The following is a 24,674-nucleotide window of genomic DNA, read 5'->3' as shown; positions in this document are numbered from 1 at the left end:
ATGAGTGTACCTTGACAAACCGGATACTTAGCTTACTTAACCAAAGACGCGTAAGACGCACGTTCGGAAAACATAGTGATTAAGCGGTTACATTATAATGAATGAGTAAATCCAGCAGGTAGAACTTTAAGTGTTTTTCAATTAGTTGATATCTGTAGAAATTCGGTCTATTGTTCACGTTTCGTTCATATATACTTAATCAAATTATATGGCATAAAACCGCATGAAGCCATAGTCTCACTGACTTCATGCTATTTTACTATTATTTAATTATCCTTGAGTAAGTGTTGTAACAAGATACTGGTTAAGGATAGATTTGATCACTTCAACGTTTCCGGATTCGTGTTCGATCTTATCGATACCCAGTGCATAGTCCTGAAGCTTCTTGAAGTCAGTGTTTCCGCTGACGATTTCTTTACCGACGCCGTCATTGTAAGAGCTGTAACGGTTGTCGATGATGTTTTCAAGTGCTTTGTCGTCTAGCAGACGCTGAGCGACTTTCGCACCGATAGCGAAGCTGTCCATACCAACGATGTGTGCTTTGAACAGGTCTTCTGGTTTGAATGATGTACGACGTACTTTCGCATCAAAGTTCAAGCCGCCTTTTTCAAGACCACCGTTTTTAAGGATCTCATACATAGCCAGAGTTGTAGAGTATAGATCTGATGGAAATTCATCTGTGTCCCATCCCAAGTGTGGATGACCTTGGTTAGCGTCGACAGATCCTAGCATGCCATTGATGCGTGCATAGTGCAGTTCATGTTCGAAGCTGTGTCCGGCAAGTGTTGCGTGGTTGGCTTCAATGTTGAACTTGAATACGTCTTGCAGGCCGTATTTCTGCAGGAAGGCAAAGCCATGCGCTACGTCAAAGTCATATTGATGTGATGTCGGCTCTTTTGGCTTAGGTTCGATCAGGAACTGTGCATCAAAGCCGATTTCTTTCGCATAGTCATTAGCCATGTGGAAGAAGCGTGCCAGGTTGTCCAGTTCTAGTCCCATGTTCGTGTTCAGAAGACTTTCGTAACCTTCACGTCCGCCCCAAAATACGTAACTTTCTGCTCCTAAACGTTTACCGACTTCCAGACCTTTTTTAACTTTGGCTGCTGAGTAAGCAAACACGTCTGCATTGTTTGAAGTTGATGCACCGTGAACGAACATTGGGTTAGTAAAGTTGTTGACTGTGTTCCAAAGCAGTTTCACTTTGCTGTCTTTCATGTGGTCTTCGATCATGTCTACGATGATATCCTGGTTTTCTAATGTTTCTTTTAAGTTCTTGCCTTCTGGAGCAATATCATAGTCGTGGAAACAGAAGTAAGGAACCCCTAGTTTTTCAAAGAATTCAAAGGCTGCTTCAACACGTGCTTTAGCTTTTTCCATTGGGTCAGAGTATTTGTCCCAAGGACGCTGAGCTGTTCCGACACCGAATGGATCGCTTAGATCTTCAGTGAATGTGTGCCAGTAGGCTACGCCGAAACGCATCAATTCCTCCATTGATTTACCGTTGATCTGTTCTTCAGGGTTGTAAAATTTAAATGCTAAAGGATCTTTTGATTGAGCGCCTTCATATTTAATTTTACTTATGTTGTAAAAATATGCCATGTATACATGTTCTCCTTTCGTTAAGTAAAAATTGTTAGTTGGTTTAACTTACTAACTAACTATAACCCATTATGGAAACGGTGTCAATACTTTTTGAAAAAATAATCTCTTTTTATATTTCTTTATCCTGTCACTGGTGTAATCGTATTGGAAGCGTTTATAAAAATCTTGTGTTATACTTTTAATAATAACAATGAAAGGAATTTTAACTATGAGAAATCAACCCCATTCAGCGAACAATCCTAACCTACCTGCTGATGCTGCAGCAGCTAAAAATACGAGAGACGGTTTACCGAAAGCAGAAGGTGAATTAGATAAAACTGAAGCTGAAAAAGAACAGGAAACTTCAGCTGAGGATAAAAAACCGTTTGATGTCGAAAAAGCGGACGAAGTAAAAGCCGATAACGAAGATAAATAATCCAATAATGTAGTTAAAACTGCCGGATGAGTCTCAAGACTCATCCGGCAGTTTTTTTAATTTTAGCATTAAATGAAATGAATGACCGGCTCCTTTTATAGCAGAGAGAGAAATACCAAGTGTTCTCTGCCACTATAAAGGGAGTTTTATTATGAAAGAGATCGAAGATTTTCGATCTCTCTCCTTTAAAGCGTTGGATAAGGAAAAAACGAGGCCTAAGCCTCGTTTCACCCCTTTTATATAGAATCGGGGTCGTCTATTCCTTCGGTTTGTGTTACTGGTAAATGGTGTATAGGTGACGAGATGTCGGCTCAGGAATGTGGTTAGGCGTAAGTGAACAGTTTTTGGGCGTGAATGTCGCACTCACCTATCAGGAGATGGATGAGTGAACAGTTACCTCTCGAAAAACGTTCACTCATGAAAGACAGAGATGATGAGCGAGCACTTTTGCTGGAAAAATGTATCAGTCACGCTGGAAACAGAGCACGAGCTGACACTTTCAGTCCCGGAATGTATCACTCGTAGCATTGCGACTCATGACTGAACATTTTTCTTCCTGAATTGTCGTACTCATCGAAGTCCTGATCCACGAGTCGACACTTTCAAGCTTAGAATGTCGCTCTCGAGCCAGTGACCGTTTACGACTGAACATTTTCTACGAAATAGTTACAGCCGTACATCCAGTTATTATACCCACCTGCTGGTTTATATAGTTACTATTATAGTGGATAAGTGAACGGCAGCAGCGGCAGATTCGTTTCTGAATCAAAGACGAACCCTTGTGGATCGTTCCTCCAGGCATATCTGATTTCCGTCACTTCATCCACTTCAGTCGTGTCAGTCATACTGATTTGAACCTCATTTCCCTTTATCTCACTAATATGAACCTCCACCCAGTCGCCATTCACACTGACTTCAATTTCAGGTAAGGTTTCTGTTAGTTTAAGATCACCTTTAAGACCTTTTACCTGCAGGAGTATAGAATCCGCTGATTTACCGGCACCCTCGATTTCCAAGTTTTCGTACATCTCTTCGACACCGTAGTCTCGGCTCAAAGCGATATGTGCCAGTCTGTGCGCCAGTGTTTTTTTGTCATGCGGATGCAGTTCATAAGAGATCCCGCAGTCATAGGCCGGGATCATTTCAGATTTTTCGATAAGGAAACGGGCGCGGTCCTGCTCATAACGCAGCTCGGCCCAATTCTCATCATCGATACCGACTGCAGGATCCACATAATTTGCCAGCTGCACATAATAGAAAGGGAAATCTCTGTCAAAGAGCTCTCTCCAGTCACGAACCATGCGTTTCATCAGTTCCTTGTAGCCGGCTGGCTGGCCAGTATTGGATTCTCCCTGGTAAAAGAGCGCGCCTTTAAAAGCCACATCTTTCAGCGGGGAAAGCATGCCTTTGTATTCGGAAGCGGGTTTATAATGCAGGAACAGCATCGGTGCGATCGCCTCTTTTTCATAGCCCACCTTATAGAGCCACTCCCCTTCCAGATCGATCGCGTCGTCGTTCAGTTCAAGCTGATAAGGGAACGTCGGGATGAAACCGCCGTTTGCCGCATCGATCATCAGACGGACGACCAGCGTATTCTTCCCTTCCTTTAAGACATCTTTATCTACTGTATATTTACGGGGCGGATAACGGTACTCGGTTCCGCCGACTTTTTCGCCGTTCAGATAAGTCTCGTCTCCGTTGATCAACGAACCTAGGCGCAAGCGGAAGGAAGTCGATGCTAGCTGATCAGCCGTCATCTCGAACGTTTTTCTGAACCAGACAGCGCCTGAAAAGCCATCGAGCTCGGTATCCTTGAACATGACAGGCAAGTCCATGGTCAACCAGTCCGACGTATCGATGTTCTCCTCCATCCACTTAGGCGAGTCATTCAGACCTCTGTCCTTCTGGTCAAGATCCGTATACCAGACCTCGGTGTTCTTCAGATCTTTTTCGATCTCTTTTCCTACATTCTCCGGTTTTTTCCAGTAGGCGATCTCTTCATCATAGTCACCGAGCTCATGCAGTGTTTCTTCGCTCATCCAGGCTTCGATCGGCGTCCCGCCAACCGCTGTATGATAGATCCCTACAGACACACCCAGTTGTTCATGAAGTTTTTTTGCATAGAAAAAACCAAGAGATGAAAAATCCTGGATGTTTTCCTGAGTAGCCGTCTTCCACTCTCCCTGCGTCAGCCATTCTTTCGGCTGATCAAACTCAGGGTCCGCCTCAAGATGAAACTGACGGATTAGCGGATGATCGGCTGCATCGATCTCTTCTTTGAATTCATCATAGGTACGGTTGACAGGGAGCTCCATGTTGGACTGTCCGCCGATCAGCCAGACTTCACCAACGTAGATATCCTTAATTTCTAAGTACTCTGAGCCCTTGATCTCTAGGGTATAGGGACCTCCTGCTTCTCTTTCTGATAAAGTCACCGACCATAAACCGGAATCGTCCGCTGTCACCTGAGCGGTTTCTCCGTCAAAAGTCACACTGACTTCGGTCCCCTGAGCGTCTTTCCCTTTTAAAAGGATCGGCTCGTGGCGCTGAACGATCATCCCGTCACTGATATAGCTGGGTAAAGCCATCGTTTTTTCACTTGTCATCATTATTCTCTCTTTCCTGTATATGATTAGCGTTTTGTTCGCTTCTGGTTACGTTTAGTGTTTTTACTGGAATCCAGTCCCTGCCTCTTCAGAAGGACTTCTTCATAGTCATCATACGTCTCTTCTCTGGTGTGATTAACCAATTCAGTATAAAATACCTGTTTTGACATCATTTTAAAAGGCTCGACATAGATCGAGAAGAGGAAGACGATCAAGAGCGTCATGAAAAAGACGGCAACGAGCAAGCCATAAATAAGCTCAGCGCTCTCTGCCCCTGTTTCAAAACCTGTCTCGATCTCAAAGAGGTTGCTGCCTATAAAATAAGCGAAGAGCCCTGCCGGGATAAGATACCATGGTGCAAAAGTCAGCTGAAGTGCTGCATATTTCCACTCGTTCCCTTCCATCACCTCTTCAGACTGTTTCAAAGCTTCCATAGCTGTAACCTTTCCATCCGTTTTCATGATGTTGGCAGCCTGGCTATATAAGTAAGCTTTCCAAATGCCGGGCAGAATCAAGAGCAGACTCCAGCCCGCAACGATCACAAAACGCAGCAGAACGAGAGACATCAGTCGCTTGATCTTATCTCTATGAAAGCCTTGAAAGACCATTTTTGGTTCTTCAGTCTTTTCATCCATGACATCCAGCCCAAACCAGCGGTAGCTGACATGAAGCATATCTGCCAGTATAAAAAGAAGAATAAGCAGAACAGGAAACAGCAGGGTGGTCATGTTCAGTCCAAGCCTTCCCTCTAATGCTGCTTCAGTGAAATCAAAAAGCGAAGGCAGCCGGAACAGGCCTGTCAGGATCTGGGCAGCTATCGCCCAGGCAGTCAGCGCCAGGATATACCCGACTGTCAAGAGCAGTCGTTTCCCCTTCATCATTTGTTTCGCCATTCCTTTGATCATTGCAATCGACATCTTATTCTTCCTTCCTTAATTCTAATTAATTGAAAGAAGTGACCCGGAGGAAACTTTCTTTCGGTTGATTCTCTGTATCAAAAAGCATCGGCCAATTTTTGCGTCCTCTGACCGGGAAGTCATTCAGCCAGTTGTAGCGGTCACTGGCTGCCCACAATGTCACGGACTCGATATGCTCACTGTATTCTCTGAAAAGCTTGAAGAAAGCATCATAGCGCTCGGCCTGCTTCTTCATCATTTCTTCTGTCGGTTTACTTAAGTCTGTACGCCTGTCCTCGAAGTTGAAGACGGATACATCCATTTCTGTGATATGGAGCTTCAGACCGAGGGATGCATACTTCTCGATCGCTTCTCGGATATTATCCAGACTCGGGTCTTCCAGTCCCCAATGCGCCTGCAGGCCAACGCCGTGTATCGGGATCCCTTTGTCTTTCAATCCTTTGACCAGCTTATAAATTTTTTCGCGTTTTTCTGGATGCGATTCATTGTAATCGTTATAGTAAAGCGGCATGTTCGGATCAGCTGCGTGGGCAAATTCAAATGCTTTTTCAACATAGTCATCTCCAATTATAGAACGCCATGGGGATTCACGCAACAGCTCGTCACCTTCGTCCGCTATGACTTCATTGATCACATCCCAGGCATAGAATGGTTCCTTGCTGTAGTGCTCAAGTACGGCTTCGATGTGCTCTTTCATATGCTTCAATGCTACTTCACGGCTGGCTTCTTTGTCACCGTCTTTGAACATCCATTCTGGTGTCTGGTTGTGCCAGACCAGCGTATGTCCACGCAGTTCCATATCGTTTTCTTTGGCAAAGGCAACGATCTTATCTGCTTTTTCAAAGGTAAACTCGCCTTCTTTTGGCTGAAGTTCTTCCGGTTTCATATGATTCTCCGGTGTTAGGCTGTTGAAGTGTTTTTTGATTAAGTCGCCATCTTTTTCTAGTGTGTTAGGGTTAACTGCCACACCAATTTTAAAATAGTTTTTGTACGCTTCTTTTAAAGTGATTTCTGACATGTCTATCTCTCCTCAGTTTTTAGTTTTTTACCAGTTCATTCGGTAGTTACCGCTCAAAGCCAGTACACTGAACATGTACAGGAAGTTATCATAGTAGCGGCGGTTGCCTAAACGTGGTGGTGTTTCAAAGAACTGTTTCACTGTTTTTTCAGTGAGTTTCTGGTCATCGATGGCTAAAATCGCCATAGCATTCGTCGCCAGCAGGCCGATCGGATGCAGGGACGGTTCGCCTGTATCGGTCCCGTCGATTTCATATTTCTGGTACTCTTCAGGATCTTTGTCTTCAAAAAACTCCAGTAAATTCGTCACACACGTTTTGTAAGCCTCGCGTTTGCCGAACCATTCAGAATCCAGGCCCATATTGGCTGCCGTACGATAAGCATCACTGTAGAAATCACCATGGTCATTCACTGGATTAGGTGTCCCGTCATAATGGGCATATTCAGGATTCATTCCAGTTTCAGGATGGCAGGATTGTGGTATATAGTCTCGACTGGCTTCAACCGCTTTTTTCCAGAATTCTCGGTCCTCTTCGGCAGCTTCTTCTGCAAACACTTCATAGAAATGCGGCAGATGATAGGATGGATCGGTGAAGTCACAGTCCGGTACAAACTTGATCAGATAGTTCTCAGGGTCCCACATCGGATCCCCGGCTTCTCCATCCTCTCCTTTGTGCACACAGATTTTCAGCAGGTCTCTAGCCTGTTCACTGTAGTTGAAGGGTTTTTCTTCCTTATCGCCCCAGCGTTTGGAAGCCAGGAACAAGGCCATGGCGAAGAATTCTTCGCCATCCGGTGCCGGTCCCTCACTCATTTTCTCGCCATCAAGTGATGCGTGCCAGCCGAAATAACCTTTGAAAGGACCTTCATGATTGCGCATGAAAGTATCGGTCCATTTCCAGATGCGGTCAAAGATATCCTGACGGTCCATCTGCACAGCCATCATCATCCCGTAGGACTGGCCTTCGGTACGGACATCTGTATTTCCGGTATCGACCATATAGCCCATGTCGTCACCGTTCCTGAAATAAAACTTGGTCTCCGGCTTCTCAAAAATGGCTTTCCAAGTCGATCCCAGTTTATCCTGGATCGCTTCATCCGAGTAACCGACTTCTTTGAATACATTACGGTATGTCTGTGTTTCTTTTGTCATTTCATTCGCTCCTATTCATATAGAGGTATAGAAAGTGTGTAGGTATGCCCCTCCACTGTAATGTCGATCTTGACGGATAAGGCATCCGACTTTGGAATGTCGAAAATAAAGTCTTTAAGCTGCTGTTCATCTGTTTTCAGCCATTTTTTTGCCGCGGCTTTATTGATGTCCGGCAGTTTCGCTTTCACGCTGACTTCTGTTTTGACGAGCAGGGAAGCATCCCCCATATAATGGAGAAGCATCTGTACATCTAGTTCGTTTTTAATGTGAGTGACGACCGGCTTGACAGTTAAAGGCAGCGGTTTGACCAAGTCGATCAGGACATCATTTTCCACTCTCAAAGTGTGCCAGCCCTTTTCGATAAAGACTGTCTTGTCCTCGTTCAGCAGTTTCTTGCTTTCATCGAGATAAAGGGCATCGAGCGACTCCGAGTCGACAGAGTAAATCCCGCTCTCTTCTGCATAAACTTTAGCGTCATTTGGTGTCACGAGCCCCGGAAGAGAGGCAAAGTCGATTTTCTTTATTGGGATATACGGTTCAAACTGGTTTAGTCTATCCGCATGCGGTGTCGGCATTGGACCTAAATAAGTCGGTTTCACTCCACCCAAGTTTACGACCAGTTTTTGAATCACGACTTGAGGATCGATAAGTGTCAGATGGACTGTGTGCTTGCCTTCAGCTAGTTCAATGCCTTCGAGCTTATACTCATGACAGTTATAAATCACACTGCGTTCCCAATCCTTGGAGTCATGTTCACCGTTTTGAGACAAGTCGCCAGGGCTGACGACGGTGATATCTTTTTCATCGACGGAAATCCCCAGGCGCACGCCTTTGTCAGGATCGAATGGCAGTGACGGGGCTGTGATGACTTTGATATCTGCCTTCCCTTTCTCTGGAAGGACGATATCATAAGACAGTCTCGGTGCCTCATCACTCAAGAGATTCTGTTCACGTTCTACAGGAGAGATAGCGAGAGATGACTTGGTGCGTCCATAGTCCGGGATGACTTCCCAATGATGACCAGTGGTTTCTCTTTTTTCAGAAAAGTCTTCTGCTTCGATGGCTATTTTTCCATCGACGGGTACAAAACCGCCCGACAATTTTTCTTTCGGATTATCCACAAATACATCTATCACTCTTTCATTGGAAGCAGCATCCTTCAGTTTAACAGAGCCTTGGATATTTTCGCCGTGTCCGATTTTAGTCCAGTCGATATCGATCACCAGCCGCTCCTGCATACTGATATCAAGCTGTTCCTGTTCTATCACCAGCCAGTCGTTATCCGATGCAACTTCCAGCGAAATCAATTCATTTCCTTTGTTGTACACGTCAATCGTTATCGGTTTCCTGCTGTAACTGTCCGTTTTGTTTGAGTCTACGAGCTCGATGTCCCAGTCACCGTCCGTCCGTTCAGCATCATTAAGTGTTGCAGTTCCCGGCATGATCAGTTCGTCCGGCTGCTGCCAGTAAGTGTATCCGATATGCAGCTGGTCCATCATATGATCCCATTTACCGTGAGCAACACGTTTATTGTATTCATAAGTTAGTTGCTTGTCTGCTTCGAATAATCTCTCAGCTTCCTGAGCTATGACATTCGTTGCCCGGCGTCCCTGCTTTTTATACTTTTTGCTCAAGTTGGCCAGCAGCTGAAGTTTAAGGACCGTGTAGGACGCTTTGGCCGGATAATAGGCCACTTGGTAAAACGCATCTTTATACTCGGCCGGTATCGTATTGAATACTGTTTCTGCCAGCTCAACTGTTTCTTCAAACTCTTTCAGTATACGCTCAGCTTCATACTCATTGTCCCAGCTGTACTGATCAACAAGATTGATTACTTCCGGTTTCATTCGTCCGTTGAACTTCACGTAATCTCGGATGATTTTTGCCACAGATTCACCGTGTTCTTTACCGAATGTGTAGTCTGCCCATTCCTGTGCATAGACCTCAAGATTTCCCGGATTGAACGCTTCTTCCTGCCATGCCAGCTTCATGAAGAATTCTGTCTGATATTCCATCGGTTTCAAATCCCCGACGTTGACGATCCAGAGTTTTTTCGCTTCATATTCATAAGCCTTGTGCATCTGTTCGTATGTTTTCTGGATAGGGACGGTATTGACCCACTTATAAGAGCGCGGCCCACCGACATAATCAAAGTGATAATAGATACCTGCTCCGCCTTTGCGCTGGCGTTCTGCTTTAGTCGGCAGACGTCTGATATTTCCGAAGTTGTCATCACCCCAGAGCAGCGTAATGTCTTCCGGCACGTCCATTCCTGAGTCATAATACTCTTTCACTTCTTTATAAAGGGCCCACATCTGCGGCACCTCTTCAATGGACACATCCATTGTATCTTGCATGATCTCGCGCTGATCTTTGATGATTTTTTCCATCAGCTTGATTTTTTCCTTGAAAGTCAGGTCTCCACCCATCGGTTCGTCTCCATCACCGCGCATACCTAGGTTAATGATCGTTTCGTAAGGTTTGGAGCGTTCGATGCCATCAGTCCAGAACTTTTTAAGATACATTTCATTTTCAGCATAGTCCCAGGGACCTTTTTTATGTGTTTTCCAGTCCCCATGCGGCCGGTTCATCGGTTCGTGATGACTGGTTCCGATGATGACACCATATAGATCAGCCGTGACGATATTCAGTTCATCGTCCTCATAAAATGTACTGTCCCACATGGCCGGCCAGTGATAATTGCCTTTAAGTCTTAGTGTCAGTTCAAATATCTTTTCGTAAAATTCATAAGTAAAGTCGGGGAAATGCGTTCTCACCCAGGTCATCAGGGATGGGCCTTCGTCGTTCAGGAAAAAGCCACGATACTGGACACTTGGGTCGCCCTGCGAAACTTTGCCTTTTTTCACGTAGATGGCATCATGCTGTTTGACGGGGACATCCATCCACCAGTACCAGGGAGACACGCCCATCTTTTCTGTAAAGTCATAAACACCGAATATCGCCCCGCGTTTATCGCTGCCTAGAATGACGATACTTTCACTGACATGACCAGGAAGTAAGACTGTTTGTATAGCGAAACTTTCCCACTTGCCCTGTAAGTCAGCAGTGTCTATCCCAAGGCGTTCTATGAGTGAAGCGTTTGAAACCGTCCCGACGATCACGGCTGGCTCTTCAGGTAGTTCTGTTAATATATCGGGTGATTTCCCAGTTACTTTCTCCAGGTCCGACTGCAGATCGCCTGCCACACGCTTCACACTTTTGTGTTCGTTGTCTAAGACAACGATCGGCAGCAGTGTTTCTTCATCAACTACCGCAACATGATTCTCATTATTTTTAAATGCTATATAATCCGATTCGAAAAACATAAACTTTACCAGCGTCCTTTTCTAATTAAATTTAAGTTCTTTTATATCAAGTGTTCCTTCCCCTTCATATCGAAGGGTCAAATCAAATGTCTTCTGATAAGGTGAAAAACTGATCTCGCGTTCCTCCCAGTCGTAAGTCGGCAAGTCGATTTTCAACTGTTCATACTTCTCACTGTCGCTTCTAAAAATAAGGGTGATCACGCCTCTTGCCTGACCTCTGACAGCGACTGTTATAGTCGTTGCATCCGGCAAATAAAAGGAACGATAGATCAGCTCAGCCCCATCTGACAGGTTCCTGACTAAACTCTGCGGCTGACTGCCACCTACCTTTTCTTCCTGCGTGATATAAGGACGGTCTGCTAAATCTTTCGCATTCACCAGACTGCAGTCATGGCTGCCGGATAGTGTGTCAACTCGTTAAACGGCTCCCCCCGCACTCCCACACTTGTGTATGCGGCCTGGTGGAATGTGCCGTCTTCTGACATTTCCAGCTTGTCTCCAACGACTTGTCTGGAAAAATGTGACTGATTCGTGTGACGATGATTGAAGATATAATACTTTCCATTTATTTTTTCTAAACTTCCGTGGTTATTCTCGACGATATATCTTTCGTACATTGAACGTTCGTCAACGAGCTGACTTGAACTGGTCGTATGCAGTAATCCTTTGTGTTCGAAGTCTCTGTCCGGATACCGGCTCATCATATAATGCAGACCACTCAAATCTGTTGCCATATACAAGAGGTAATACCAGTCATCGAATTTACGTATCGAAGCCCCTTCAAAGAAGTTCGGCTGACTGCGGTCATCATCCGCCGGCATCAAGATTTCTGGCTCTGTTTTCGCTGTCAGCATATCGGACCCCAGTTCTCTTACAAACAGACCGACGACCGGATGTCCATTTTTCTCGTTCGCTTTCTGACCAGAACCTAAGTAAAGATACACCCGATCCCCATCTACCAGTACCGCTGGATCGAATTCAAAGTAATCCTCCTTGCTCTCACCATAAATATGACCAGAATGAGACTGCACGTCACCATAATACGAAAAGGGTCCAGCCGGCGAGTCACTTTTAGCTACGGATATCACACTTGAGTCTGCGATCGAGTAATAAAGATAGTAGTTACCGTCCGGTCCTTTTGCCACATCAGGGGCATACATGTTGTTTTTTTCCATCTTTACTGGGGACTGGTGGTCGGATTTTTTATAAATGACGCCTTCGTAACGCCAGTTGGATAGATCGGTGACTGGTGCTGACCAGGTGACATAGTCATTTTCGCAGTACATCCTACCGTTGAATTCATCATGACTTCCATATATATAGACCCGATCACCAAAAACATGCACTTCCGGATCGGGAATATATTCGTCAAAAGGCAGGATCGGATTGCAGATAAACTTTTTCATCAACATCCTCCTCGTATTATAGGTTTATAGTTTAGGCTGTAATTGTATGGCGTCTCTTTCTGCCAGCAGAGCCAGTTCCTGAGCTTTGAAGATATGATCCTGGGTCATAGCTTTTTCTGTTCCATTCAGGCAGTCGAGGATCATCTCACCGAAGAATGGATAGCCCACTTTTCCATTAAGGTCGTAGTGCTCTTCTCCTTCTTCCGTTACTAAATAGAGATGGTTGCCGGATTCTTCTTTGGCTACATCGACATATTTACGGAGCTCGATCGTTCCTTTGGTCCCTGTAATAAAGGTCCGGCCATCGCCCCAGGTCGACAAACCATCTGGAGTGAACCAGTCTACTTTAAAGTAGAAGGTTGCACCATTCCCGCCTACAAGTGTCGCATCCCCGTAATCTTCCAGCCCGGGTTTGTCCGGGTTGCTGTAGTTGGCCACTTTACTGTGAACGACTTCTGCTTCAGTGTTGCTTGTATAATGCAGGAACTGCTCGATCTGATGACTGCCGATGTCACATAGGATACCACCGTACTTGTCTTTTTCAAAGAACCAGTCAGGTCGGTTCTCTTTATTGAGTCGGTGTGGACCAAAGCCTGTGACTTGAATGACATCCCCAATGACTCCTTCTTCAATCAGCTGGCCGGCATACACAGCACTTTCAACATGCAAGCGTTCTCCAAAGTATACAAAAAAGCGTTTGCCTGTTTCTTTTACAACACGTTTGCTTTCGTCAAGCTGTTCTATTGTAGTGAACGCCGTTTTGTCAGCAAAGTAATGCTTCCCGGCACGCATGGATTCGTTCCCGATCGTGCTTCGCTCACTGGCTACTGCGGCTGATAGAACCATATCGACATCTTCATCGTCATAAATGGCTTGTTTTGATTCAGCGATCTGAGCTTCAGGGTGCTTCTCTTTAAAGGCAGCCATTTTCTCCGGATCCTTATCGAAGACCCACTTTATAACTGCCCCTGCTTCAACACAACCGTTGGCCATGCCATAAATATGTCCATGGTCAAGGCCGATAGCCGCGACTGTGAACTCACCTTTCCCTACGACAGAATCGGGCTTTCCTTTTGGTGCGTGATTCATTCCGCTCACTTTACTCATCTAACTCATCCTTTCATATCAGTTAAGAATTCGTCTGCTGTGATCATATCCGGTTCTACCACTGTTCTTGAGGAAGCGGCCATCATTTCGATCAACTGAATGGAAGGCAACGCTTCTTTGACCGTCACGTATTCATCCGTATCGTCCAATATGGCTGTGTAGAAAACGTCGATCAGGCGTTTGTGGCTGGCTCCGAAATATGATTTGGCTCCGTCTACTCGGTCATCTTCAGCTAAAATATGTGTATCGCCTGCCTGGTCTGTACGGTATAACGTTCCGTCTTTGATCCAGAACCTCTCATGTTCAGTTTGTACTTCGAGTTCTACACTGGAATTTGAAATATTTGCGTTTGTTGCGTGCAGATACCCTTTAGCTCCAGAGGAAAAATTGAAGACGGCACTCGCTGTATCTTCCACTTCACTTTCATAATCAAGCAATTTTGAAAGTGTTGCTTTGACAGAATCGACTTCTCCTCCAAGTACGGCAATAAGATCCAGCGCGTGGATCGACTGACTCATGATATTGCCATATCCAACTTCTGCTTTGGTTTTGCGCCAGGGTCTTAATGTATAATACTCTTCTTTTCTAAACCAGGTCACCAGACCTTTGATTCCCGTTACCGGACTCGTTTCCTTTTTACTCAGCCAGTTTACTAGTTCAGTAAACGTCGGGTTGTAGCGGTTCTGAAAACATACACAAATCTTGCTGTCTGTCGTGTCTTCCAAGTCTTTCTGCTTTAATGCTTCCTCGTAAGATATTGACAAAGGTTTTTCCAGGAACACATGAATACCCGCTTCAGCACAGTGTTTCGTTACAGGATAGTGAAGATGATGCGGCAGACAGATATGGACGACATCCAGCCGGCACTCGTTGATCATCTGTTTATAGTCTGTATAAAACGCCGTTTCCCTGCCAGCCGGCTTCAAACTGTCGTCCCTGTCACACACCGCTACGAGGTCGGCATGGTCATTATCTTCTATGGCCTGCAGATGGACTGGAGACACTTCTCCAAGCCCGACTACACCCACACGTAAACTTTTTTCAGCATTAGTCATAGTTTGAACTCCTTATTTATCAGGTTGTGATGTCTGTCTGACTAAAGTTCTCAATAGATGTCGATTTTTCGTGGAATCTCGTGGCCTGTTTCAATATACCTTCTTTTGTATAGTAAGGATGAGAAGGCTCAAGCGGCAAGGTCACTGTTTCTCCTGATTCTGCTGCTGAATAAATCGCCATGATCAGTTCCAGCGTTTCCTTCCCTTGATCCCCATCAACAACAAGGTCTTCGTTTCCAAGTAAATGCTGGATCACGTTGTTCAATTGTCCGGTATGTCCTTCATGTGCCAAGTCATCGAGTGCCTGCCATTTATTATCTATATCTTTCATCAGTTCATTATTTTCTTCCGGGAAACCGTTCTCAGTTGTTTTTGAAGCATAGACTTTAAACGGCGCTGACAGTCTTCCGGTCTCCCCCTGAAAAATCATCTGCTGTTCCTGACCGTGATGAATGACCGAACTTGTCAATGTGGCTAATGAGCCATCTTCATACTTTCCTAAAGCAATGGAAATGTCTTCCACTTCGGCATTGTCATGCGCAACATTACTCATCACAGAACGAATTTCTTTCGGCTGACCATTCAGCCATTTAAATATGTCCAGATGATGGACAGCATGATTCAATGTACAGCCGCCGCCTTCTTTTTCCCAAGTTCCGCGCCACCATAAATCATAGTAGTTATTGCCTCTCCACCAGAAGGAATCCACTTGAGTATGAAGGATTTTACCGATCACTTTTTCATCCAGAAGGGCTTTCAGTTTCATGTAATCATTGGTAAATCGGTTTTGAGAAATAACCGAAAGCGTCTGTCCCGTTTCTTCGGACGTTTCAATCATATCATCACACTCTTTAAGGGACGCAGCCATTGGTTTCTCAACAACTGTATTCGATCCTGCTTTCATACTGTTAATGGCTATTTCAGCATGAACATATGGAGGGGTACAGACGGAAACCAGATCGATCTCTTCATTTTTCAGCATGTCCTGATGATCGTCATAGATAGCAGAATCCAAGTTATATTTAGCCGCCATCTTTTCTGCTTTTTCCGGGTAGATATCGCATAAGGCAACGATCTTGACCTCTTCTGAGAATTCAAGATAAGCCTCCACATGCATCGGGGCGATCGCTCCCGTTCCTACTATTGCCACACGTAACATTTGATCCATCCTTTCGGTTCAGTTGTTTTCAGCCGTAGCGTCTCTTTGTCAATAAGAAAGCAATCGCTTGACGATTGCTTTCATTATAGAAGTTCTTAGTTCCTGTTTTTCTAATGAACCTTTTTGTGCCCTCAGAACTCGACAATTCAAGCTAAGGGTAAATTTCCGTTACTTATCTGCCTTTCGTGCATCCTCTGATTTCCTGAAGGGCACATATCCATCACTTTTGTGACCTTCATGCTTCGATATTTACTGTGAGAGTCACATAAATGCGGTTTTTGTGACCTTTGTACGCTCCTTGATCTGCTGGAGGGCACATATCCGCCTCTTTTGTGACCTTCGTGCATCCTCTGATTTCCTGAAGGGCACATATACGCCACTTTTGTGACCTTCGTGCATCCTCCAATTGCCTGAAGGGCATATATCAGTCACTTTTTCGCCCTTCACGTCTTACCTGATCGCCTGAAGGGCACATATCCGCTACTTATCTGCCTTTCGTTCACTCAGGAAGTTTATGAAAGGCACAAATAACAGTGATCCACTCACTTCCCTTACGATAAAGAAAAGCTATGATAACCATCATAGCTTTTCGGTATCTTTCTATTAGTCGTTATCTGTCACTAATTTATGAGAAAGGTCTTTGATAGTCGGATACACTTCTTTGTAGTTGGCGTATACTTTGTTGTATTTAGATACAGCTTCCGGATTCGGCTTGACTTCTGACTTATAGTTAACGAAGACTTCGGAACATGCTTCAAAAGAGTCGAACCAGCCGGCACCTACAGCAGCGATCATAGCTGACCCCATTGCCGGACCCTGTTCCGTTTCCAGTGTAACGACCGGTGTATTAAATATATCAGCCTGCATCTGCAGCCAGTCCGGATTCTTCGCTCCGCCACCGACAGAAACGATCTGCTTGAATTCTTTATTTGAATGTTTTTTCATCAGTTCAAATGAATCTCTCAGTGAGAAAGTGATTCCTTCCAGAACAGCACGGGCAAAATGATCGCGTGTGTGTGCGATATCCATGCCCAAGAATGTTCCACGGATATTCCCATCTGTATACGGTGTACGTTCACCTGATATATATGGTGCAAACAATAGTCCATCCGCTCCCGGCTTGATGTCTTTTACGCCTTTTAATAGTTCTACAAAGCTTTCATTCGGTGCAAAAGTTTTCTTGAACCAGTTCAGACTGCTTCCTGCCGCAAGCGTCACGCCCATCGTATAGAAGGCATTCGGTACGACATGGTTGAAGTAATGCAGGTGTCCATTGTAGTTTTTGTCTCCTGTTTCTTCATAGGACAGGAACACACCTGATGTCCCGATACTTGCCATTCCCTGGTCAGGACGGACGATACCGGCTCCGACTGCGGCACATGGGTTGTCAGCTCCACCTGAAAAGACAGGCACTGTATTTTTCAGGCCTAGTTCTTCAACTAATGCAGGATCCAGATCACCGATCTTAGCCTGTGACTGAACGAGTTCAGGGAAGATGGCTGTCGGTACATCAACAGCTTTCGCCACTTCTTCACTCCAGTCACGTGATTCAACATCTAAAAGTAATGTTCCTGCAGCGTCAGAATATTCCATCTGCTTGCTTCCAGTCAAACGGAAGCCGAGATAATCTTTCGGCAATAAGAAGGTGCTGACTTTTTCAAAGATTTCCGGTTCATTGTCTTTTACCCATAAGATTTTTGGTAGAGTAAAACCTTCAAGTGCTTTATTTTTAGTGATCGAGATCAGATTGTCTACTTTATCTGTGATAAAGTCACACTGTTTCGTCGTACGCACATCGTTCCACAAAATGGCATTGCGCAGTACGTCATCTTTTTCGTCTAGTAAGACCAGTGAATGCATCTGACCGGAAAAACTGATACCTTCCAGTTTCTCTTTCGCGTCTGAAGTCGATTTAAAGATCTCCTTCATTACTTCTTTTGCCGCTCTATACCACTCAAGTGGGTCCTGTTCACTGAACCCGCGCTTTGGTGTCAGCAGCGAATATTCTGATGACGCCTCATCGACGATCTTACCTTCTTTATTGACTAAGATTCCTTTCAAACCGCTTGTTCCCAAGTCTAAACCTAATACATAACTCATAATGCCACATCCATTCTCTCGATTTTTTAAATTAAAAGACCGGCAAAGCGTAAAGCACCCATCTGCGTTATCGATTTTGGCTTTACCTGCTTGACCGGTCTCCTCTTTTTTTTTAGATTATTATTTTGATGTACCTGTCTTACCTAAGGCTGTTTTACTTCTGCCAGTACTTTTTTCTTCATTATAATGTCTAGTCTGTGTCCAGTGGTTACGTGTGTCTTCCACTTCTTCATAGCGGAAGTATTCAAAGTCCGCAGCCATCTGCATGCCGCTTGTATCGATACAGCTCATGCCGACAAAGGCACCCGTAAAGAAGCCGGATTCCTGTATGTATTCATCCGACAGTTTCCATGAGTCAAAGACGACCGGGATCTCGTTCCAGCTCTCTCCGTCGAAGGAATAGCTGTACTGATAGGTATACTGATCGACCTTCACTTTGAACCAGATAGCTTCCGCTTCATCAGGCACTTTGATGGTATCGGCACCTAATGGGTTCGATACGCTGTTGCGTTCTGATGCATACAGATCGATGATCTTGCCTTTATCTTCATCCCATGTGAGGTGTACACTTGTCCAGTTCTTCGTGTTGTAGTAGTTCACTAAGCCGGCCTGCTGCTGGAACGTTACAGGATCAGCGCTCACTTTTGTTTCTGCTTCAAATTCAAAGGCCTGCCAGCGACGGGCAACCAATGCTTGTTTGTGCAAGTTAGAAAATCCGCCTGCACCGTACAGACGCAGGTTGCCTGGGTTGTCAGTCAATGATGCAAACTGAGTATATGGAATACGCAGGGTCTGCCACTGTCCACCAAGCTCTTCTGAATCAAACTGATCGACTACTGGGAAGTCATCATTCCATTTCTGTTCAGGCAAGTCAGGCGCTTCGACCTGTACTTTTGGATAATTGCCGTCAACAACATAAGGCCAGCCGTCTTTCCATTCCAGTTTCTGGATCGCAGTTTCGCGTCCCAGCTGGCAGTAGCCGCGGTCCATCAACAGGACATCGCCAGGCGCTTTTGTCGGACGACCGGTCAAGTGAGCCAGGTACCATTCGCCGTTTTGCGTTTCGACAAGAGAGGCATGTCCGGCTTTCTGTAAAGCCAGTCTTGGATGTCCCCATGATGAAATCAGTGGATTATCCGGATGTGTTTCATAAGGACCATCGATATTTTTGGAACGGGCTAAGGTTGCATGATGTTCATACATCGTACCGCCTTCAGCTGTAAGTAAGTAATAATATTCACCGATATGGTAGAGATGCGGGGCTTCAGTCAGACCGACATCTGTTCCTTTGTATATGATTTTGCGGTCGCCGATCAGTTTCTTCTCATCGTGACTGTATTCCTGCAGGACGATCCCGCCAAAGTCATGATTGCCGACACGGTGATCCCAGACCATATTCACGAACCATTTACGGCCGTCTTTGTCATGGAACAGGGATGGGTCAAAACCGGATTGGTTCATATAGACCGGTTCGCTCCACTCGCCATCGATCGTTTCACAGGTCGTCAGATAGTTGGTCACGTCTTTGTAGATCCCGCCGGTAACTTTTACATCTGAATAAATCAGATGGAACTGGCCGTCTGCGTAGCTCAGCTGAGGCGCCCAGACACCACCGGAATCTGGGTTGCCTTTCATATCCAATAGTTCGACGCGGTTCAAAGGACGTGCGACCTGATGCCAGTTTACCATGTCTTTTGAGTGGTAGATCACGACGCCGGGGAACCATTCAAACGTTGAGACGGCGATGTAGTAGTCATCACCGACGCGCAGCATGCTTGGATCAGGGTTGAAACCTTTCAGTACAGGGTTTTGAATCATTGACATAATTGAATCCTCCTAATAAGTTGATAGTGATTTTTATTTGAAGCGTTACTCTTCCTGCTTAACAAAATGAGCTTTGACATCTTTGATGATACTGTAGTTATAGAGCACCCAGATATACGAAAGCAATGCCGGCAGTGCCAGCAATAGCCATTCCGAAATGACTAAAACGAAGAAAGCAATAATGAACAGGAACAGGAAGTTACCAAAAGTCAGCTTCATTTTCATAAAGAAATAATACCAGCCTAGTTTCAGTAAATCTTTATACCTGAATTCAAACTTCGTCTGGATCAAGAAAAGCGGAATAAGATATAGCGTCAAAATCAGGGAAAGGACGACGAACAGATAACCTAGCAAGGCAAGCGTCCCTCCGGTCAGAGCGATATAGTAGTTGATATTGACCGAAAACAGATACAGCAGAAAAAGATACGGCAGCCAGATCTTCATCGTATCGATAAAGTTCTGCTTATAATACCGTCTGAAATCTCTGCCCGGTTCTGAAAAATCGTCTTCTTCTATAACGCGGATCGTGGCGCCTAAAAGTGCCCCGATCGCCGGTCCTAAAGGGATCAGTCCGATAAGGTACCAGACGATATTTAAAAGCGTGGGTTCCACGAACAGGAACAAGAAGAACAGAGGAACAAAGCTTAGATTGAACCATAACGTAATAAAAAGGAACCATGAAATATTCTGCGCTATTTTATATAAGCGACGTTCGCCGATGTCGATGTTATTGTCTGTCATACAAACTCCCTCTCACTTTCATGCCTTATCACTTTAGATTTCTCAATTGTTGCCGGCATGATCAATACTCTTACCTTCTATGTTCATGCTGAGTATTATAAATCGAATCTCAGCGCATTTTATGTGCTCAAAGTTCACCTCATCTATCTTGACAGGTAGAAACAACTGAGCCGAGTCTATCACTATGTAAACAGACAGAGGTCATCCTCTAAAAGAGATGAAGAGCGGTAAGTTACTCTTCTTCATCTCTTTCTTTATCAGAGGACAACCCTTGTCCTGAATGCGGCCTAAAGCATCTGGGTCGCACCCGTTTTTATCTTTCCATCAGAACGTTGATTATTCCATGCTTGCCTGTGCTTCCTGGTAAGCTTCGTTGATCATATCGAGATATTGATCGACATTCTGGTTTTCAAGGTCTGACATGAATTCATCCCAGCGGTCCATCTCGTATTGACCGGTGATGAAGCGCAGGGTATAAGTTTCAGTTGTGTCTTGAAGTGGCGTACCGATCAGAGACAGCTGTTCCTGGTCCATAGCTTCCATTGGGTAAGCAGGGTTCGGTGTGACAACTTCACGCGCTTCATTTGTAGCATTCTGGAAGGCGATCTCTTCTTCATCCATTACAGATTGCAATAGTTCAGTCGTTCCGCCTGAAGCAATGATCCCGTTACGGAAACCATGGTCTTCCTGCAAGTGTTCCGTTCCGTCAGGGTTCATGCCCAAGTAAGTGATTGGGTCAAGTGGCATATAGCCGCCAGGCGCTTCATCTGTTTTCTCGAATGTTTCGCCTTCTTCACCCCACCATGCTAATTCATTACCTTCTTCACTGTAGTACAGCCAGTCAACAAATTGCAATAGTGACAAGAAGTCGTCGCGGTCTTTCACGTCATTACGGAGCATAAAGCCAGCTACGAAGCGGCTTCCACCGACGTAAGGACCTGCTGGACCTTCTGGTGAAACGATCTTACCGATTTCATAAGCGCCTTCACCGTGCAATTCATCCATTGATTCACGTTGAGAAATAACAGTCTGTGAGTTTGCAGAAATAACGAATGATTCTAAGTTATTAAATGAGTTCTGAGCTGTTTCATCTTCCTGTGTGAATGATTCAGGGTCCATCAAGTCTTGATCAACTAGGCCTGCAAAGTATTCAACCATATCTTTGTAGCCTTGTTCCATCGGTGCATATTTGAATTCGTCTGCTTCTTCATCAAAAATAACACCGCCGCCGAATCCCCATCCAGCTACTGTGCCGAATGAATGAGACGCGAAGTTCAAGAGTGCTTGCCCCGTCCACTGATCGTTGAACGGTACCGTTCCTGTTTCATCACGCAGAACGATCAATGCTTCTTCAAGCTCTTCCCAAGTGTTAGGCTCTTCCAGCCCATGTTCTTCGAAAACTGTTTTGTTGATCATTAATGTGTAGTCGTGACGAACATTTTCTTCGATACCCGGCAGAATGTAGTAGTTGCCGTCAGCTTGGATGTTCTGGTTAAGTTCGTCTTCCAGATCCCACTCTTCGATCCGTTGTGACAAGTGAGGCATCAAGTGAACATATTCAGAGATAGGCAGTAAAGCACCTGAACCGACAAATTGTGTTTCCTCACCTGGATAAGCGTTTGCCAGGATATCCGGTGCATCCCCGGCAGCGATCAGTACAGAGCGACGCTCAGCAAAGTCTGACAGTGGCACAACTGTATTTTCTAGAGTCACGTTCGTTTTCTCTTCTAACATGTTGAAGAATGTCCAGTCTGGATCGATCGGATAGTTTGGATGATCACGGTAAAGGAATGAGAAGGATGTTGGCTCCTCAGCCTTGAACGTATCGCCGACTTGGAAGTCCTCCATCGCATTAGTTGAACCGATTTCTTCTTCTGAAACCTCTTCTCCGCCATTATCTGAACTCGTGTCTTCAGTGTCGCCGCCGCAAGCCATAAGTAATGTTGCTGTTGTCAGCGTTAAGCCTGTCAATAATTTTTTCTTTAATGATGATCCCATTTTCTTCCTCCTAATAATCTTTTTTATAATTTATACCCTTAACTCTTTAACCCTTATCTAATCGCATCGCCCCTTCTGTTTCTTACAGAATAGTTGTGCGGCAATAAGTCTCATCAGCTGAAGAAAGTTCCCTTTTCTTTCCATGCAGCTGTTAAATCCCACCAGAATGATTAGGGTGTCCTCTTCTCATTTTTACTTATTGCACTATAACCAAGGACTTTTCTGTCAAGCGTTTACACTTTCTTTTAAAATCTTGCTTGGGAAGGTTGAACTTCCCAAGCGAGGTAGTTTACTGCCTGATTATTCTTTAACGGATCCGAGCATAACACCGCTGACGAAGTACTTCTGAACGAATGGATAAACCAAGATGATCGGAAGAACGGTCAGGAACATGGATACGGATCTCACGTTGGACGCGATCTGCGTGCTGCCAGCTTCAGCTGCGGCAGCTTCGCCTGTCGCTGTAGCTCCTGAAATCAAGTTTCTCAAGAATAAGGTCACGGGGAACAGTGTCCAGTCATTCAGGAACATGAAGGCCTGGAACCATGAATTCCAGTAGGCAACCGCATAGAACAGGGTCATCGTTGCCAGGATAGGTTTGGATAAAGGCAGAACGATTTTCATGAAGATACCGTAGCTCGACATGCCATCGATCGCAGCAGCTTCTTCAAGTGCTGTCGGCAGGTTCTCAAAGAACGCCTTCATGATCAGCATGTTGTAGATACTTAATGCGAGTGGAAAAACAACGGACCACATTGTATTCGTGATATTCAACGTGTTGTTGTAGACGATATAAGTCGGGATGATCCCGCCGGCAAAGAACATCGTGAAGACAGCATAGCCGACAAAGAATCCTTTACCCTTGATGCGTGTTTTAGGTTTTGATAGAACATAAGCCAGCATCGTCGTTAAAAACATCGAAATAGCGACGCCGACTGCCGTATAGATGATCGTGTTTCTGTAGTGGATCCAGAAGCGGTCGTTGGATAATACTGCTTTATATGTCTCCACGTTGAACCCTTTAGGGATCAGGAAGACCTCTCCTGCAGTAATGAAGCGTTCACTACTGAATGACTGGGCAATGATGTTGATGAATGGAACGAACGTGATGACCACGATCATGATCATGACGAAAATATTGAAATAGCGGAATAGTTTATATCCCTTCGTATCATTTAAATGCATATGCTTCTCCCTCCCTTACCAGAGACTTCTATTTGTGACTTTTCTAGACAACAGATTCGCACCCATGACAAGGATGAAACCAATAACAGCTTGCGTCAGACCGATGGCTGTCGCATATGAGAAGTTCGCACTACCTAAACCGATTCGGTACAGGTAAGTCGAGATAACGTCTCCTGTTTCATATGTCAGTGGGTTGTACAGCAAGAATACTTTCTCAAAACCGACATTCATGAAGCTACCGATATTCAAGATCAGCAGTGTGATGATCGTCGGCATGATGCCCGGGATCGTCACGTGCCAGGTTTGTTTCAATCGCCCGGCTCCGTCTATCGCTGCGGCTTCATATAGGTTCGGGTCGATATTTGTTAAAGCTGCAAGGTATAATATCGCTCCCCAGCCTGTCTTCTGCCAGATTTCAGAACCGACATAGATCGTTCGGAACCATTCTGCACGCTGCAGGAAGATCGTTGGATCCCCGCCGAACCACGTGATCATCTGGTTGACGATACCATTTGCCGACAGCATTTCCATGATCATACCTGCAATGATAACCATTGAGATAAAGTAAGGCAGGTAAGACGCTGTTTGAACAAAGCGTTTGAATTTGACATTCTTGACTTCGTTCAGCAGCAAAGCGAAAATGATCGGGATCGGGAAGTTGAACAGCAGTGTCAGTCCCCCAATGGCTAAGGTATTCGTAAATACGCGCCAGAATGTTCTGTCGTTCATATACATTTCAAAGTAGCGCAGTCCGACAAACTCTTCACCCAGCATCGAACCGCCGGGAACGAAACGTCTAAATGCGATCGCGTTACCGATCATAGGTAAATACTGAAACACGAAAAGATAAATGATCGGCAGAATCAGGAACGTATAAAGCTGCCAGTCCTTCTTAAGCGACTTGCGCACGGATTCCCATTTTGAGACGCGCGTCTGTCTTAATTTTTCCTCATATTCTGATGTGGTCATCGCCCCTTGCTTAGAAACGATTCCCGTTTCGGGATTGTTAGCAATACGGCCTGTTTCACCGCCTGGTACTTGGCTATCTATATCCAAAGGTTTT

18 protein-coding genes are annotated in these 24,674 nt (G+C 45.0%); 1 reads left to right on the top strand and 17 read right to left on the bottom strand.

Annotation, left to right across the window (positions count from 1 at the left end; all coding sequences use genetic code 11):
• Positions 1 to 270: 270 nt before the first annotated feature.
• The gene (xylA, locus tag BMX84_RS02220; protein ID WP_091486806.1) at positions 271 to 1,599 is read right to left on the bottom strand and encodes a xylose isomerase; all 1,329 of its coding nucleotides are present in this window, start codon (positions 1,597 to 1,599) and stop codon (positions 271 to 273) included.
• Positions 1,600 to 1,810: 211 nt separating this feature from the next.
• Between xylA and BMX84_RS02215 the strand changes: the two genes are divergently transcribed.
• Positions 1,811 to 2,017, top strand: coding sequence for a hypothetical protein (locus BMX84_RS02215; RefSeq protein WP_091486803.1), 207 nt, complete (start codon positions 1,811 to 1,813; stop codon positions 2,015 to 2,017).
• Positions 2,018 to 2,736: 719 nt separating this feature from the next.
• Here BMX84_RS02215 and BMX84_RS02210 read toward each other — a convergent pair.
• The 16 genes from BMX84_RS02210 to BMX84_RS02130 form a co-directional block, all read right to left on the bottom strand.
• Positions 2,737 to 4,626, bottom strand: coding sequence for a sialate O-acetylesterase (locus tag BMX84_RS02210; protein WP_091486800.1), 1,890 nt, complete (start codon positions 4,624 to 4,626; stop codon positions 2,737 to 2,739).
• 23 nt (positions 4,627 to 4,649) lie between these two features.
• The gene (locus tag BMX84_RS02205; protein WP_091486798.1) at positions 4,650 to 5,540 is read right to left on the bottom strand and encodes a DUF975 family protein; all 891 of its coding nucleotides are present in this window, start codon (positions 5,538 to 5,540) and stop codon (positions 4,650 to 4,652) included.
• A gap of 25 nt (positions 5,541 to 5,565) precedes the next feature.
• Positions 5,566 to 6,558, bottom strand: coding sequence for an endo-1,4-beta-xylanase (locus tag BMX84_RS02200; protein ID WP_177165431.1), 993 nt, complete (start codon positions 6,556 to 6,558; stop codon positions 5,566 to 5,568).
• 27 nt (positions 6,559 to 6,585) lie between these two features.
• Positions 6,586 to 7,710 carry a family 8 glycosyl hydrolase gene (locus BMX84_RS02195; protein ID WP_091486792.1) on the bottom strand — a complete coding sequence of 375 codons (1,125 nt, stop codon included), beginning with the start codon at positions 7,708 to 7,710 and terminating at the stop codon, positions 6,586 to 6,588.
• An 11-nt stretch (positions 7,711 to 7,721) separates the two neighbouring features.
• Positions 7,722 to 11,036, bottom strand: a complete 3,315-nt coding sequence (locus tag BMX84_RS02190; protein ID WP_091486789.1) for a glycosyl hydrolase 115 family protein — start codon at positions 11,034 to 11,036, stop codon at positions 7,722 to 7,724.
• 21 nt (positions 11,037 to 11,057) lie between these two features.
• A complete protein-coding gene (locus tag BMX84_RS02185; protein ID WP_091486787.1) occupies positions 11,058 to 11,414 on the bottom strand; it encodes a hypothetical protein in 357 nt (118 codons plus the stop codon).
• A complete protein-coding gene (locus BMX84_RS02180) occupies positions 11,411 to 12,442 on the bottom strand; it encodes a family 43 glycosylhydrolase (protein WP_177165430.1) in 1,032 nt (343 codons plus the stop codon). Before BMX84_RS02180 ends, BMX84_RS02185 begins: the two co-directional genes overlap by 4 nt.
• A 24-nt stretch (positions 12,443 to 12,466) precedes the next feature.
• Positions 12,467 to 13,549 (bottom strand): Gfo/Idh/MocA family protein, encoded by a 1,083-nt coding sequence (locus tag BMX84_RS02175; RefSeq protein WP_091486781.1) that lies wholly within the window; start codon positions 13,547 to 13,549, stop codon positions 12,467 to 12,469.
• A 5-nt stretch (positions 13,550 to 13,554) separates the two neighbouring features.
• A complete protein-coding gene (locus BMX84_RS02170; protein WP_091486779.1) occupies positions 13,555 to 14,604 on the bottom strand; it encodes a Gfo/Idh/MocA family protein in 1,050 nt (349 codons plus the stop codon).
• Between the two features lie 19 nt (positions 14,605 to 14,623).
• Positions 14,624 to 15,763 carry a Gfo/Idh/MocA family protein gene (locus tag BMX84_RS02165; protein ID WP_091486776.1) on the bottom strand — a complete coding sequence of 380 codons (1,140 nt, stop codon included), beginning with the start codon at positions 15,761 to 15,763 and terminating at the stop codon, positions 14,624 to 14,626.
• Between the two features lie 603 nt (positions 15,764 to 16,366).
• Positions 16,367 to 17,863 (bottom strand): xylulokinase, encoded by a 1,497-nt coding sequence (gene xylB, locus BMX84_RS02155; RefSeq protein WP_091486771.1) that lies wholly within the window; start codon positions 17,861 to 17,863, stop codon positions 16,367 to 16,369.
• A 120-nt stretch (positions 17,864 to 17,983) separates the two neighbouring features.
• A complete protein-coding gene (locus BMX84_RS02150) occupies positions 17,984 to 19,681 on the bottom strand; it encodes a glycoside hydrolase family 43 protein (RefSeq protein WP_218142323.1) in 1,698 nt (565 codons plus the stop codon).
• Between the two features lie 51 nt (positions 19,682 to 19,732).
• Positions 19,733 to 20,428 carry a DUF624 domain-containing protein gene (locus BMX84_RS02145; RefSeq protein WP_091486766.1) on the bottom strand — a complete coding sequence of 232 codons (696 nt, stop codon included), beginning with the start codon at positions 20,426 to 20,428 and terminating at the stop codon, positions 19,733 to 19,735.
• Between the two features lie 336 nt (positions 20,429 to 20,764).
• On the bottom strand, positions 20,765 to 22,426 hold the full coding sequence (locus BMX84_RS02140; protein ID WP_091486763.1) for an ABC transporter substrate-binding protein: 1,662 nt from the start codon (positions 22,424 to 22,426) through the stop codon (positions 20,765 to 20,767).
• Positions 22,427 to 22,726: 300 nt separating this feature from the next.
• Complete coding sequence (locus BMX84_RS02135) at positions 22,727 to 23,611, bottom strand: carbohydrate ABC transporter permease (protein ID WP_091486761.1); 885 nt, start codon at positions 23,609 to 23,611, stop codon at positions 22,727 to 22,729.
• Positions 23,612 to 23,626: 15 nt separating this feature from the next.
• Positions 23,627 to 24,667 (bottom strand): ABC transporter permease, encoded by a 1,041-nt coding sequence (locus tag BMX84_RS02130; RefSeq protein ID WP_246119098.1) that lies wholly within the window; start codon positions 24,665 to 24,667, stop codon positions 23,627 to 23,629.
• Positions 24,668 to 24,674 lie beyond the last annotated feature (7 nt).

Origin of the sequence: Alkalibacterium putridalgicola (assembly GCF_900109825.1) — a bacterium.
GTDB classification, from domain to species: Bacteria; Bacillota; Bacilli; order Lactobacillales; family Carnobacteriaceae_A; genus Alkalibacterium; species Alkalibacterium putridalgicola.
Note: the sequence above shows the minus strand (reverse complement) of the source record. Positions and strands in the feature narration are given on the sequence as shown.

What these genes read in the sequence shown, in the direction of transcription:
- xylA (WP_091486806.1), bottom strand. Translation starts at nt 1,599, where the DNA reads ATGGCATATTTTTACAACATAAGTAAAATTAAATATGAAGGCGCTCAA.
- BMX84_RS02215 (WP_091486803.1), top strand. Translation starts at nt 1,811, where the DNA reads ATGAGAAATCAACCCCATTCAGCGAACAATCCTAACCTACCTGCTGAT.
- BMX84_RS02210 (WP_091486800.1), bottom strand. Translation starts at nt 4,626, where the DNA reads ATGATGACAAGTGAAAAAACGATGGCTTTACCCAGCTATATCAGTGAC.
- BMX84_RS02205 (WP_091486798.1), bottom strand. Translation starts at nt 5,540, where the DNA reads ATGTCGATTGCAATGATCAAAGGAATGGCGAAACAAATGATGAAGGGG.
- BMX84_RS02200 (WP_177165431.1), bottom strand. Translation starts at nt 6,558, where the DNA reads ATGTCAGAAATCACTTTAAAAGAAGCGTACAAAAACTATTTTAAAATT.
- BMX84_RS02195 (WP_091486792.1), bottom strand. Translation starts at nt 7,710, where the DNA reads ATGACAAAAGAAACACAGACATACCGTAATGTATTCAAAGAAGTCGGT.
- BMX84_RS02190 (WP_091486789.1), bottom strand. Translation starts at nt 11,036, where the DNA reads ATGTTTTTCGAATCGGATTATATAGCATTTAAAAATAATGAGAATCAT.
- BMX84_RS02180 (WP_177165430.1), bottom strand. Translation starts at nt 12,442, where the DNA reads ATGAAAAAGTTTATCTGCAATCCGATCCTGCCTTTTGACGAATATATT.
- BMX84_RS02175 (WP_091486781.1), bottom strand. Translation starts at nt 13,549, where the DNA reads ATGAGTAAAGTGAGCGGAATGAATCACGCACCAAAAGGAAAGCCCGAT.
- BMX84_RS02170 (WP_091486779.1), bottom strand. Translation starts at nt 14,604, where the DNA reads ATGACTAATGCTGAAAAAAGTTTACGTGTGGGTGTAGTCGGGCTTGGA.
- BMX84_RS02165 (WP_091486776.1), bottom strand. Translation starts at nt 15,763, where the DNA reads ATGTTACGTGTGGCAATAGTAGGAACGGGAGCGATCGCCCCGATGCAT.
- xylB (WP_091486771.1), bottom strand. Translation starts at nt 17,863, where the DNA reads ATGAGTTATGTATTAGGTTTAGACTTGGGAACAAGCGGTTTGAAAGGA.
- BMX84_RS02150 (WP_218142323.1), bottom strand. Translation starts at nt 19,681, where the DNA reads ATGATTCAAAACCCTGTACTGAAAGGTTTCAACCCTGATCCAAGCATG.
- BMX84_RS02145 (WP_091486766.1), bottom strand. Translation starts at nt 20,428, where the DNA reads ATGACAGACAATAACATCGACATCGGCGAACGTCGCTTATATAAAATA.
- BMX84_RS02140 (WP_091486763.1), bottom strand. Translation starts at nt 22,426, where the DNA reads ATGGGATCATCATTAAAGAAAAAATTATTGACAGGCTTAACGCTGACA.
- BMX84_RS02135 (WP_091486761.1), bottom strand. Translation starts at nt 23,611, where the DNA reads ATGCATTTAAATGATACGAAGGGATATAAACTATTCCGCTATTTCAAT.